Origin of the sequence: Archangium sp. (assembly GCF_036388035.1) — a bacterium.
In the GTDB taxonomy this organism is placed as follows: domain Bacteria; phylum Myxococcota; class Myxococcia; order Myxococcales; family Myxococcaceae; genus Archangium.
The window spans coordinates 1-12,917 of sequence record NZ_DASVSO010000807.1 but is presented as its reverse complement, the minus strand read 5'-3'; the positions used below and the strand labels follow the sequence as shown (position 1 = coordinate 12,917).

General features: G+C 70.0%; 11 protein-coding genes. 6 read left to right on the top strand and 5 right to left on the bottom strand.

Annotation, left to right across the window (positions count from 1 at the left end):
• On the bottom strand, positions 1-1,468 hold a 1,468-nt coding region (gene ligA, locus VF697_RS33230), incomplete at its 3' end, for an NAD-dependent DNA ligase LigA (protein WP_331101322.1).
• A gap of 140 nt (positions 1,469-1,608) precedes the next feature.
• Between ligA and VF697_RS33225 the strand changes: the two genes are divergently transcribed.
• Together VF697_RS33225 and VF697_RS33220 are read left to right on the top strand one after the other, a co-directional pair.
• Complete coding sequence (locus tag VF697_RS33225) at positions 1,609-3,315, top strand: dipeptidase (protein ID WP_331101320.1); 1,707 nt, start codon at positions 1,609-1,611, stop codon at positions 3,313-3,315.
• 146 nt (positions 3,316-3,461) lie between these two features.
• Positions 3,462-4,217 carry a PP2C family protein-serine/threonine phosphatase gene (locus VF697_RS33220; RefSeq protein ID WP_331101318.1) on the top strand — a complete coding sequence of 252 codons (756 nt, stop codon included), beginning with the start codon at positions 3,462-3,464 and terminating at the stop codon, positions 4,215-4,217.
• Here VF697_RS33220 and VF697_RS33215 read toward each other — a convergent pair.
• The gene (locus VF697_RS33215) at positions 4,214-4,804 is read right to left on the bottom strand and encodes a Uma2 family endonuclease (protein ID WP_331101315.1); all 591 of its coding nucleotides are present in this window, start codon (positions 4,802-4,804) and stop codon (positions 4,214-4,216) included. The two genes, VF697_RS33220 and VF697_RS33215, sit on opposite strands and share 4 nt — an antisense overlap.
• A gap of 16 nt (positions 4,805-4,820) precedes the next feature.
• Entirely contained in the window at positions 4,821-7,151 is a 2,331-nt protein-coding gene (locus VF697_RS33210) for an FdhF/YdeP family oxidoreductase (RefSeq protein WP_414641375.1), read from the bottom strand.
• A 399-nt stretch (positions 7,152-7,550) separates the two neighbouring features.
• Between VF697_RS33210 and VF697_RS33205 the strand changes: the two genes are divergently transcribed.
• Together VF697_RS33205 and VF697_RS33200 are read left to right on the top strand one after the other, a co-directional pair.
• On the top strand, positions 7,551-8,141 hold the full coding sequence (locus VF697_RS33205) for a hypothetical protein (RefSeq protein ID WP_331101312.1): 591 nt from the start codon (positions 7,551-7,553) through the stop codon (positions 8,139-8,141).
• A 68-nt stretch (positions 8,142-8,209) separates the two neighbouring features.
• Complete coding sequence (locus tag VF697_RS33200; RefSeq protein WP_331101310.1) at positions 8,210-8,896, top strand: endonuclease V; 687 nt, start codon at positions 8,210-8,212, stop codon at positions 8,894-8,896.
• 13 nt (positions 8,897-8,909) lie between these two features.
• Here the strand turns inward: VF697_RS33200 and VF697_RS33195 are convergent, their stop codons facing one another.
• Together VF697_RS33195 and VF697_RS33190 are read right to left on the bottom strand one after the other, a co-directional pair.
• A complete protein-coding gene (locus tag VF697_RS33195; RefSeq protein ID WP_331101308.1) occupies positions 8,910-10,010 on the bottom strand; it encodes an alpha/beta hydrolase in 1,101 nt (366 codons plus the stop codon).
• A gap of 89 nt (positions 10,011-10,099) precedes the next feature.
• Positions 10,100-10,711 carry an HD domain-containing protein gene (locus VF697_RS33190; RefSeq protein WP_331101306.1) on the bottom strand — a complete coding sequence of 204 codons (612 nt, stop codon included), beginning with the start codon at positions 10,709-10,711 and terminating at the stop codon, positions 10,100-10,102.
• A 128-nt stretch (positions 10,712-10,839) separates the two neighbouring features.
• Here VF697_RS33190 and VF697_RS33185 point away from each other — a divergent pair, with 128 nt between their 5' ends.
• Both VF697_RS33185 and VF697_RS33180 read left to right on the top strand, forming a co-directional pair.
• Positions 10,840-11,700 (top strand): RnfABCDGE type electron transport complex subunit D, encoded by an 861-nt coding sequence (locus VF697_RS33185; protein ID WP_331101304.1) that lies wholly within the window; start codon positions 10,840-10,842, stop codon positions 11,698-11,700.
• On the top strand, positions 11,670-12,917 hold a 1,248-nt coding region (locus VF697_RS33180; RefSeq protein ID WP_331101302.1), incomplete at its 3' end, for a DUF2330 domain-containing protein. The genes VF697_RS33185 and VF697_RS33180, both read left to right, overlap by 31 nt.

Here is a 12,917-nt window from a genome sequence, read left to right as displayed (position 1 = left end):
AGAGGTCCGCCGGATCCTTCACCCAGCCGCGCTCCAGGAGCGCCAGCCCCGTGACGTACCCCAGGTGCTCGATGTCCATGGCCCCGCGCGAGGCGAAGTGGAAGAGCCACTCGACGGCCTGGGAGGGGCAGCCGGCGCGGTTGGGGCAGCGCCAGTCGGCCTCGCCCTCCTCTCGGACGAGCCGGGTGGCGCACGAGGGACACTTCTTCGGGAAGCGCCACGGGCGCGCGTCCTTCGGGCGCTTGGAGGGCACGGGGCCGACGACCTCGGGGATGACCTCGCCGGCCCGGCGGACGATGACGGTGTCTCCCTCGCGCACGTCCCGGCGGCGCACCTCCTCCTCGTTGTGGAGCGTGGCGTACGTCACCGTGGCCCCGCTGACGCGCACCGGCTCCAGCACGGCGAAGGGCGTCACCTTGCCCGTGCGGCCGGTGTTCACCGCGATGCTCCGCACCCGGGTGGTCCGCTCCTCGGGCGGGAACTTGAAGGCGATGGCCCAGCGCGGCGCCTTGCTCGTCTCTCCGAGTTCTCGCTGCGACCCGAGCGCGTCCACCTTCACCACCACGCCGTCGATCTCATAGTCCACGTCGTGGCGGTGCTCGGCCCAGTGCGCGCAGAAGTCCTGCACCTGCTTCAGCGTGCGCACGGACTTCCGGGCCGGGTTCACGGGCAGCCCCAGGCGCTGGAGGTAGTCGAGCGACTCGGAGTGCCGCGAGAATGTGACGCCCTCGGCGAGCCCCAGCGCGTAGCACCACAGCCGCAGCGGCCGCGAGGCCGTCACCGCGGGGTCCTTCTGCCGGAGGCTCCCGGCCGCGCCGTTGCGAGGGTTGGCGAAGACGCGCTCGCCCCGCTTCGTCAGCTCCGCGTTGAGGCGCTCGAAGGCCTTCACGGGCAGGTAGATTTCACCCCGGACCTCCAGCAGGCGCGGGAGCGAGTCACCGCGCAGGCGCATCGGCACCGAGCGCAGCGTGCGGACGTTGGCGGTGATGTCCTCGCCCACGAGGCCATCCCCCCGGGTCGCGGCCTGGACCAGGACGCCGTTCTCGTAGGTGATGGAGACGGCCAGTCCGTCGATCTTCAGCTCGCAGACGTAGTCCGCCTCGGAGCCCAGGCGCCGCTCCACGCGCGCGGCCCAGGCGGCGAGCTCCTCGGCGGAGAAGGCGTTGTCGAGCGAGCGCATCGGCACCCGGTGCGGGACGGGGGCGAACAGCCCTGCGGGCCTGCCACCCACCCGCTGCGTGGGGCTGTCCGGGGTGATGAGCTCGGGGAAGTCCGCCTCGAGCTGGCGCAGCTCGCGCACCAGGGCGTCGTACTCGGCGTCCGAGACCTCCGGGCTGTCGAGCACGTAGTACCGGTAGTCGTGGGTGCTGATGAGCTCGCGCAGCTCCTCGACGCGGCGTTGAGCCACCTCGCGCCGCCGCTCGTCCCCGCGCAGGGGCTGTGTTCCCGTGGGAAGCCCAGGTTGCATGTCCCTACCCGACCTTTCCTCAAGCTAGGCCATGGTCGGGCTCTGGCCACCCTCCGCTCGCTCCCCTGCCTGGTGGGCATGGGGGGACGGCTGCGTTCAGGAAGGTTGAATCGGCGCTCGCCCTGGTAGCATCCGCCGCCATGATTCGACCCCTCTCGAAGTTCCTCCCGGCCCTGGCCGTCTCGGCGGGACTGGTGGCCCCCGCCGCGCTCGCTTGCACCAGCATGCTGGTCACCAAGGGCGCTTCCACGGACGGCTCCACCCTCATCACCTACGCGGCGGACTCGCACGAGCTGTACGGCGAGCTGTACTACACCCCCGCGCGCCGCCATGCGGCCGGAGCCCAGCGCGACATCTTCGAGTGGGACACGGGCAAGTTCCTGGGCCGCATCCAGGAGGCCCCCGTCACCTACTCGGTGGTGGGCAACATGAACGAGCACCAGCTCTCCATCAGCGAGTCCACCTTCACCGGACGCGAGGAGCTGGAGGGCCCGGCGGGCATCGTCGACTACGGCTCGCTCATCTACATCGCCCTGGAGCGCGCGAAGACGGCCCGCGAGGCCATCCAGGTGATGACCGACCTGGTCGCCGAGTACGGCTACGCCTCCACCGGCGAGTCCTTCTCCATCGCCGACGCCAAGGAGGCGTGGGTCCTGGAGATGATTGGCAAGGGCAAGGGGCAGAAGGGCGCGGTGTGGGTGGCCCGCCGGCTGCCCGACGGGTACATCTCGGCGCACGCCAACCAGTCGCGCATCCGCCAGTTCCCGCTCAATGAGCCGGAGAGCACGCTCTACTCCAAGGACGTCATCTCCTTCGCCCGCGAGAAGGGCTGGTTCACCGGGGCGGACAAGGACTTCAGCTTCGCCGACACCTACCACCCGCTCGACTTCGGGGGCGCGCGCTTCTCCGAGGGGCGCGTGTGGAGCATCTTCCGCCGCGCGGCGCCGTCGGCCGGGCTGGGCGCGGAGTACGTGGATGGCTCCGCGCTCAACAAGCGCCTGCCTCTGTGGGTGAAGCCGGACAAGAAGCTGGCGGTGCAGGACGTGATGGCGCTGATGCGCGACCACTTCGAGGGCACCCCGCTCGACATGACGAAGGACGTGGGCGCCGGGCCCTATGCCGCGCCCTACCGCTGGCGCCCGATGACGTGGGAGGTGGACGGCAAGAAGTACGTCCACGAGCGCGCCATCTCCACGCAGCAGACGGGCTTCTCCTTCGTGGCGCAGATGCGCGCCTCGATGCCGGCGGCCATCGGTGGAGTGCTCTGGTTCGGTGTGGATGACACCTTCACCACGGTGTACACGCCCCTGTACGCGGGCATCCGCCGCGCGCCGAAGAACCTCGCCACGGGCGTGGCCAGCCGGGGCGAGTTCTCCTGGGACTCGTCCTTCTGGGTGTTCAACTGGGTGTCCAACCAGGCCTACTCGCGCTGGAGCGACATGATCGTCGACGTCCAGAAGGCGCAGGGCGAGCTGGAGGGGCAGTTCCTCGCGGACCAGGCGGACATCGAGAAGGTCGCGCTGGAGCTGTACAAGAGCACGCCGGAGCAGGCCCGCGACTACCTCACCGAGTACTCGGTGCGGCAGGGCGACAAGGTGCACACCCGCTGGCGCAAGCTGGGCGAGCAGCTGCTCGTGAAGTACATCGACGGCAACGTCCGGGACGAGTCGGGCAAGGTGAACCACCCCAAGTACCCGGACTCCTGGTACCGGCACATCGTGAAGGACGCCGGCCCACGCCTCGCCATGCCCGACGAGCCCAAGCCCGAGGCGAAGCCGGAGCCCAAGCCCGAGGTGAAGCCGGCGCCCAAGCCCGAGTCCAAGCCCACGGTCGCGCCCGCGCCGTGAGGGCGTGAGGTTCCCGGGCACGGAGAAGCTCCCGTGCCTGGGGAGCGGCGGACCAGGGAGGCGTTATCTCCTTGGCCCGGTGGTGGCTCGGGTCGAGACTGGCACGAGGGATGCGCATCTTTGCTTCGACACCCCTCGGGCCCGTCATGTCTCGAACCGACAGTGGAGCGGCCACGCACGTAGGCCGCCGGCCGAACAATGAAGACTCCTTCTGCCAGAAGCCCGAGTTGGGCTTCTTCGCGGTCGCGGATGGCCTCGGCGGACACGAGGGCGGAGAGGTGGCCAGTCAGCTCGTCCTGTGCACGGCGGCTGACTTCCTGACCTCGCAGGTGGGCCAGCCGCAGCCCGCCGCGCCGGCCCCGGGAGTGCCTGACGGTGGAGTCGAGGGCCTCATCGTCCGGGCCGTGCGTCAGGCCCATGAGGCGGTGCGCTCCCAGCAGAGCGGCAAGCTGTCGATGATGGCCTCGACGATCACCGCGGTCGTGCTGTGCGACGGGGACGCCGTCGTGTGCAACCTCGGGGACAGCCGCACCTTCCTGGTGAGGGGCGGCGAGCTGCGGCGGCTCACGAAGGACCACACCGTGCTCGCGGAGATGGAGGAGGCGGGGCTCGATACGAGGAACCCCTTCGCCGCGATGCACCGCAACTCCCTCACGGGCGCGGTGGGGATGGATGCCAGCGTGGATCCGGACTGCCAGCGCCTGCCCGTGCAGCCGGGGGATGTGCTGGTGCTCTGCAGTGATGGCCTGTACGAGCCGGTGCCTCCCGAGGTGATGGTGCCGTTGCTGGCGCGGGGCGGCTCGGCCCAGGAGATGGCCGAGCGGCTCGTCGCCGAGGCCTACAATCGCGGCGGCACCGACAACATCACGGGCGTGGTGGTGCGGGTGCTGGAGGTGGGCTAGGACGTGCCGGAGGGCTCCTCGTTCTCGGAGGGGAGCCACAAGGTCGCGAGCTCGAGCTCCACTTCCTCGAAGGGCTCGGCACGGACCCTGGCGTCACCCGAGAAGGCGCCGCACTCGGTCCATCTCCCGTCCTGGAGCCGGTGGACTTCCAGTGTTTGCGCGACTGGATCCACCAGCCAGACGTACTCGACCTTCTCTCGGGCGTAGATGTGTTTCTTGCGGACACGGTCGACCGCCGCCGTGGAGGGGGAGAGCACTTCGCAGACCCAGTCCGGGGCAAGCGTCAGGAAGGGGGCCCTGGGAGGTCTGGGCATTCGCGTCCGGCGCCAGCCCGCCAGGTCGGGAACGAGCACGTCCTGGCCCAGGTGCAGCTCGGGCTCATCGACGATCCACCAGCCGCCCGGCCCTCCCCGCCCGAACTGGAAGGGGCCCACCAGCGCGCCGCCCAGGGCCGAGCTCGTGATGGCGTGGTCGAATGCCGGCCGGGGCGAGGCCACGAGCTCTCCGTCGATGAGCTCTCCCACCATGTGGCTCGGGAGCGCGGAGAGATCCGCGTATGTCGCAGGCTTCTTCGCGCGGGCCTTCATGGGGGAAAAGGTAATCTCAGGACGTGGAGGCCGCCAGCGCCGGCAGGTCCACGGACGGCTGGAGGCTGATGATGACCGACTTGGAGGTCGGCGTGCGGCTCTTCTCCGCGAAGCTGTCGAGCGGCACCAGCACGTTGGCCTCGGGGAAGTAGGTGGCCGCGCACCGGCGCGGAATGTCGTACGGCACCACCACGAACTTGCGAGCCACGCGCTGCTGGCCCTCGAAGTGGCTGGTGAGGTCCACCACCTGCCCGGACTCCACGCCCAGCGCCTTCATGTCCTCGGCGTTCAGCAGCACCACGCGCCGCCCGTTGCGGATGCCCCGGTAGCGGTCATCCAGTCCGTACACCGTCGTGTTGTACTGGTCGTGCGTGCGGATGGTCATCATCAGGAGCTGCTCCGGCCCGAGCTTCAGCCGGGACATCTCGTGCACCGTGAAGTGCCCCTTCCCACTCTGCGTGGTGAAGCGGCCCTCGCGCGGTCCATTCGGCAGGGAGAAGCCGCCCGGCTCGCGCACCCGCCGGTTGAAGTCCTCGAAGCCCGGAATCACCTTCGCGATGAGGTCGCGGATCCGGTCGTAGTCCTCCACCAGCCACGTCCACTCTACCCGGCTGCGCGTGCCGAGCACCGCCCGCGCCAGCCTCGCCACGAGGTCCGGCTCGCTGAGCAGGTGCTCCGAGGCCGGCGTCAGCGCGCCCCGCGAGGCGTGTACCACGCCCATCGAGTTCTCCACCGTGACGAACTGCGGCCCACCCGTCTGCACGTCGCTCTCGGTGCGGCCCAGGCACGGCAGGATGAGCGCCCGCTTGCCGGTGACGAGGTGCGCCCGGTTCAGCTTGGTGGACACATGCACCGTCAGCCGCGTGCGGCGCAGGGCCTCGGCGGTGCGCTCCGTGTCCGGGGTGGCCGACAGGAAGTTGCCGCCCATCGCGAAGAAGACCTTCACCCGGCCCGCGTGCATGGCCTGGATGGTGCCCACCGTGTCCAGGCCGTGGTGGCGCGGCGGCTCGAAGCCGAACTCGCGCGACAGGGCGTCCAGGAAGGCCGGCTTCGGCTTCTCGATGATGCCCATCGTCCGATCGCCCTGCACGTTGCTGTGGCCGCGCACGGGGCACACGCCAGCGCCCGGCTTGCCGATGCTTCCGCGCAGCAGCGCCAGGTTGACGATCTCCTGGATGTTGCCCACCGCGTTGCGGTGCTGCGTCAGCCCCATCGCCCAGCACCAGATGATGCGCTGGGTGCCCGCGAGCCACTCCGCGGTGGTTTCAAGCTGCTCGCGCGACACGCCACTCTGCTCGACCACGTCCTCCCAGGACACGGTGCCCAGGTGCGTCGCGTACGCCTCGAAGCCGAGCGTGTTGTCCTCCACGAAGGCCCGGTCCACCACCCGGCCCGGCTGCTTCGCCTCGCGCTCCAGCAGTGCCTTGCCCAGCCCTTGCAGCAGCGCCACGTCTCCGTTGATGCGCACCTGGAGGAACAGGTCCGCCAGCGGGGTGCCCGAGCCGAGGATGCCTCGCACCGCCTGCGGGTGCTTGAAGCGCTGAAGGCCCGGCTCCGGCAGCGGGTTGATGCTCACGATGCGGCAGCCCTGGCGTTTGGCCGCCTCCAGCGCCGTCAGCATGCGCGGGTGGTTGGTGCCCGGGTTCTGCCCGATGACGATGATGACCTCGGCCTTCTCGAAGTCCTCCAGCGTCACCGTGCCCTTGCCGATGCCGATGCTCTCGTTGAGCGCCGTGCCGCTCGACTCGTGGCACATGTTCGAGCAGTCGGGCAGGTTGTTGGTGCCGAACTGCCGCACGAAGAGCTGGTAGAGGAATGCCGCCTCGTTGCTCGTGCGTCCCGAGGTGTAGAAGCACGCCTCGTCCGGCGAGGCGAGCGCGTTCAACTCCTCGGCGATGAGGGCGAAGGCCTCGTCCCAGGAAAGGGGCGCGTAGTGCGTGGCCCCCTCGCGCAGCACCATGGGGTGGGTGAGCCGGCCCTGCTTGCCCAGCCAGTGGTCTGTTCGCGCGGCCAGGTCCACGAGGCTCCACTGGCGGAAGAACTCGGGCGTCACCCGCGCCGTGGTGGCCTCCTCCGCCACCGCCTTCGCCCCGTTCTCGCAGAACTCGAAGGCCGTGCGGTGCTTCGGGTCCGGCCACGCGCAGCCCGGGCAGTCGAAGCCGTGCGTCTGGTTCACCCGGAGCAGGGTCTGCGTGCCGCGCACCGGCCCCACCTCGCCGAAGACGTGCTTCATCGCGGACACCACCGCCGGCACGCCGCCCGCGGACGTCGCCGGCGCGCCCACCTTCAGGGGCTCGGGCGTGGTGGGGGGCTGGGCGCTCGGGAGCGTCTCCGCTCGGGCGAGCATGTCCTTGCCGGACTCCGCCGCCTGCTCCTGCCGCTTCGCTTCCGCCATGGCTTCCTCCTGCTGCTCCGGGCGCGGTGGGGGGCCGCGGCGACCGGAAGCGCTGGAGTCTACCGGGGCTCGCCCGGGTATGTCGCCCCTCCCACGGGGAGCACCCCAGGCCGATGCTCGGCACCTCGCCTCACGAAGGAGCCGGGCGCGGCGGGCCTTCCCCGGCGGGCGGGTGCGTCCTCAGTGTCCTGAATCAGCGATCGGCACGATTCAGTACCGGGGGTCCTCTTCGGTGCGTGTCCTGTTTCCGATTCTGGAGCCCGAGGCGACTTTCGAGCCCGCGGGGGGCCAGCGCCGCGTGTGGTGGGATGGCCCGCTTCCGCATCCCAGCCCGGAGCACGAGTGCGTCCCATGAGACCTCTCTCCTGTTTCTCGCGAGCAGCCCTGGCCGGTGTCGTCCTCCTGGGAGCAGCGGCTCGGGCGGAGGAGCCGCTCGGGGTCGAGGACACGGCGCGGGACGTGGCTCCGCGCAACTACGGCAACCTGCGCATCGGCGCCTCCTCCTCGAGCCGCCGCCCCGCGCTGTGCCTGGAACTGTCGCCCTTCGAGCTGCTCTCCTTCGAAGGGTGCGGCACGGGCTCTGGTTTCCTGCACCAGGACCCGGAGCCGGAACTCGCCCACTTCCGTTCCTGGCTGAAGCTGGCGTCCTGGAAGACGGAGCTCGGCTGGTTGCAGCCGCGCCTGGGGATTGGCTTCGCGGAGCTGCAGGTCGGCCAGGATGGCACTGGCTTCCACTTCTCCGGGGTGGGGCCCTCGGGGGTGGAGACGGCCGGGCCCGAGGTGGGGGCCTCGCTGCGCATGCTGTTCCCCGTCGTGGGCGGTGTCGAGCTGGTGGGCGAGGTGGGACTGAGCGCGGCCTGGCTCCACTATGCTCCCCAGCTCGCCCTCCCACAGTCCAGCTTCCAGCCGAGTGCCAGTCTGTCGCTGGGGGTAGGGTTCTGACTTAATCTCCAAGGTAGGATGGCGCGGCGAACTCCCGAGGGAGGGTCGCGCAGGGCCTTGGAGGGTGGATGAAGCTGGAGCCCCTGCATGGATGGGACATGACGCCGAGCGAGGCGGTGGCGCTGCAGCGTGAGCTGCGGGAGCGGTTGGTGTTGCGTCCGCCGAGTGGGCTGAAGGTGGAGCGCGTGGCGGGGGCGGACATCTCCACCATGCGCGGGGAGGACACCGCGTATGGCGGCTTCGTGGTGCTGGACGTGGGGACGCTGGAGCCGGTGGCGAAGGTGAGCGCCGCGGTGCGCCTGGGCTTTCCCTACGTGCCGGGGCTCCTGTCCTTCCGCGAGCTGCCCGTGCTGGCGGAGGCGTGGGAGCGGCTGGAGGTGAGGCCGGACGTGCTCATCTTCGACGGGCAGGGGACGGCGCACCCCCGGCGCCTGGGGCTGGCGTGTCACGGGGGGCTGCTGTTCGGCGTGCCCTCCATCGGGTGCGCCAAGTCGCTGCTGGTGGGCAAGCACGGGCCGCTGGGCGAGGAGCGGGGCTCGACGGCGGAGCTCCTCCACCGGGGCGAGGTGGTGGGCATGGCGGTGCGCACGCGCAGGGCGGTGCAGCCCGTCTACGTGTCGCCGGGGCACCTGATGGACCTGCCCACGGCGGTGGAGCTGGTGCTGCGGGTGACGAGCCGCTACCGCGAGCCCGAGACAACCCGGCATGCGCACCGCCTGGTGAACGACGTGCGCCGTTCGGCCAGGCGGGCGTAGCGGGACGGGGCCCTCAGTGGAGCAGGGCCTCGGGCTGCGTCTCGGTGGCCACGGCGCGCACCTGCTCGGTGAGGACGCTGTTGAACTTCCCCGGCTCCTCGAACTGGGGCGAGTGCCCGGAGTGCTCGAACCACAGGAGCGTCTTGCGCGGTGCCTCCAGGCTGTTGAAGTAGCGCGCGGCGATCTCCGAGGGCGTGACGAAGTCCTCGCGCCCGAGCATGAACCAGACGGGCACCTCCAACCGGGGCACCTGTGCCTCCAGGTTGATGCCGGCCAGCTGCGGGTACACGAGCGGGAAGGTGTCGCGCGGCCCGAGGAACATGTGGAACTTGTCGCGCAGCGAGTACTCGGGGGCCTTGAGCACCGTGGCGAGCATCTCGGGCACCACCCCCCGGCGGCCGGCGTGGCGGCTCGCGAGCGACACCAGCGTCATGTACCGCTGGGCCATGTCCGGGCCCGTGTAGGGCGGGGGGCCGATGCGCTCCAGTTGCTGGAGTGCATTGCCGTCCCCGTACCGCGCCGCGAGCTCGTACGCGCGCAGGTGGCTGAGGGTGTCGTTCTCCAGGAAGTTCACCTGCTGGCCGAGCCCGACATAGGCATGGACGCGCTCGGGGCGGCGCTGGGCGAGCAGCACCCCGAGGATGCTGCCCCACGAGTGGCCGACGACGACCACCTTGCGCTGGCCGAAGCGGGTGGTGAGCAGCTCGAGCAGGTCGCTCGCGTCGGAGACGTACTGCTCCAGGCCGAGCGAGTCCCGGTCCTTCAGGGCGGCATAGGACTTGGTGGCGCCGCGCTGGTCCCACTGCACGACGAGGAAGTGCTCCTCCAGCGGTGCGTTGAAGTGGCGCACCCAGGCCAGCTCGGAGCCGCCCGGGCCTCCGGACAGGTAGAGCAGCAGCGGGTTGTGGACGCTGCGCCCGCGCAGCAGCAGCCACTGGTCCACCCCCCCGAGCCGGACCTGCTCCAGCGAGGCGATGCCCTCGGACAGGGGCTCCCCCCGTTCATCCTGGATGGGCGGCGTGGAGCCCTGGCTGGACCACAGCCGAGCACCCATCGCCACGAGCGGAATCCCCACTCCCGCCCCAGCGAGGATGAGTCGGGTCGAACGTTGCATGGCACACCTCCTGGATTCCAAAGCTAGTCATGGCGTGCGCCGGCCCAGGACGCTGGCGGCTCGCACTCCAGGCAGGCATGCGTTGGGACTCAGGCCCCGGGGGGCGACACGCCGGGCCGCAGCTTCTCGAGCTCGGCGAGCACCGCCTTCAGCTCGGGTGTCTCCAGTGCCTTGTGGACCGAGGCGAAGAACTCCGAGAGGTCGCCCGCGCCCTGGTGCTCGTAGACGGTGGCCTGCAGTCCCATCTCCAGCCGATCCACCTGACGGACCAGCCGGGCCTCGAAGGAGGTGCCGTGCTCGTACTCCTCCCACAGCGCGAGGTACTCGGCGCCCCGCGGCAGCTTGGCGAGGATGCGCTCCACGGCCTGTTGCTCGCGCTGGAGCTTCTCCTCCCGGCTCACCGGGTCATGCGGGGTGATGTCCCCGACGTAGGCCTCGCCCAGGTCGTGCAGCAGCGCGATGCGCACCACCTTCGAGGCGTCCGCCTCGGGGAAGTAGCTGTCGGCGAGGAACAGGCACAGCAGGGCCACGCCGAATGAGTGCTCGGCGACGCTCTCGCACTTCTCCCGGGAGAGGCCGACGCGTAGCCAGCCCTGCCGGTAGAGCTGCTTGAGGTGGTTGAGCTCGAAATACGCCTCGAGGAGGGGGAGGGTGCGCCGGCCTTGAAGGTGCGTGATGGGGGGAGCGGCCTTGGTCTGCATGGGTCATCACCTCGGAGGTCCGGAAGATAGCGGTGCCGAGAGCGCCGAGGAGCGTTGTCGGGCGCGTCCGTCATCTCCTGGGCGGAAGCTCGGGCGAGGCGTAGAACTTTCCGCGAGGTCGGGCGTTGATGAGCGGCATGTCGCTCGCCGCCGCGCTCCCCCGCGATCCGCGCTACCTCCAGATTGCCTTCCTCTCCTCCTTCCTGGTGGCGGGACTGCTGGCGCTGGGATTCGACGTTCCCCCCTGGCAGCCGCCGCTCATCGTCCTCACCGCGTGCGCGACGCAGTGGGCCATGACGCGCCTCTTCCGGGCGCCGCCCGTGGGGTACCTCTCGCCGATCATCACCTCGCTGGGGCTGTCGCTGCTGTTGCGTACCGACGCCTTCTGGGTGGGGCCCTTCGCCGCCGCGGTGGCCATCTCCGCCAAGTTCGTCCTGCGCGTGCGCGGCAAGCACCTCTTCAACCCCACCAACCTGGGGCTGGTGGTGGCCATGCTGCTCACCACGCACGCGTGGTGCTCGCCCAGCCAGTGGGGCCACAGCGCCGCGCTGCTGGGGTGGTTCGCGGCCTTCGGGCTGGCGGTGGCCCATCGCTCGTTCCGCTCGGACGTGAGCCTGGCCTTCCTGGGCACCTGGGTGGTGCTCAAGGCCGCCCGCATCTTCTACCTGGGCGCTCCCTGGGCCAGCCTCCAGCACCAGCTCTCCGCGGGCGGCCTCATCCTCTTCACCTTCTTCATGATCTCGGATCCGAAGACGACGCCGGACCACCGCGTGGGGCGCATCCTCTACGCCGCCTTCGTGGCCGGGCTGGCCTTCTTCTTCCTGCACGGGCTCTGGTGGCAGAACGCGCTCCTCTGGGCGCTCTGTCTGGCTTCTCCCCTCACTCCCCTCATCGACCGCGTCCTGCCCGCCGGCCGCTTCAACTGGCCGGGAGGCAAGGCACCGGAAAGGAACGACGCATGCGCCTCCGTGTCCTCGCAGCCGGCCTGACCGCTGGCCTCCTCGCCCTCGCCGCGCCCGCCGCCGACGCCTTCTGTGGCTTCTACGTGGGCAAGGCCGACACGAGCCTCTTCAACGAGGCCTCGCAGGTGGTGCTGGTGCGCGACGGCGAGCGCATGGTGGTCACCATGTCCAATGACTACAAGGGCGAGCTCACCGACTTCGCCCTGGTGGTGCCCGTGCCCGTGGTGCTCAAGCGCGAGCAGATCCACGTGGGCGAGCGCAAGTACCTCGAGCGGGTGGACGCCTACTCCGCGCCGCGGCTGGTGGAGTATTTCGACGAGGATCCGTGTGCCCCGCCCATGCCCATGCTGGAGATGGCGCCCAGCGCGCCTACCGCCGCCGCGGGAGCGCCGATGGACAGGGCCCGGAGCAAGAGCCTGGGTGTGAAGGTGGAGGCGCAGTACACCATTGGCGAGTACGACATCCTCATCCTGTCGGCGAAGGAGTCCTCGGGGCTGGAGACGTGGCTGCGCGAGAGCGGCTACAAGATTCCGCCGCGTGCGGCGAAGGCGCTGGAGCCGTATATCAAGCAGGACATGAAGTTCTTCGTGGCCAAGGTGAACCTCAAGGAGCAGAAGGCCAAGGGCTTCAACTACCTGCGGCCGCTGCAGATGGCCTACGAGTCGAAGAAGTTCATGCTGCCCATCCGCCTGGGCATGGCCAACGGGCGCGGGCCGCAGGACCTGGTCATCTACGCCCTGACGCGCACCGGGCGGGTGGAGTCCTCCAACTACCGCACGGTGAAGGTGCCCAGCGACATGGACATCCCCGTGTTCGTGAAGGGCGAGTTCTCCAAGTTCTACCCGGCGCTCTTCGAGAAGGCGCACCAGAAGGAGGAGAAGCGCGCCATCTTCACCGAGTACGTCTGGGACATGGGCTGGTGTGACCCGTGCGCGGCGGAGCCACTCACCCCCGAGGAGCTCAAGGGGCTCGGCGTGTTCTGGCTGGGCGAGCAGGACCCCAACGGGATGGGGGGAGGCTCGCAGACGGTGCTCACGCGCCTGCACGCGCGCTACGACGGCGAGCACTTCCCCGAGGATCTGGTGTTCCAGACGACGAACGACCGGCAGAACTTCCAGGCGCGCTACGTGCTGCGGCACGCCTTCAAGGGCGCGCTTCAGTGCGAGGCGGGCAAGCAGTACCTCGCCGAGCTGGACAAGCGTCACCAGACCGAGGCCGAGACGCTGGCGGAGCTCACCGGCTGG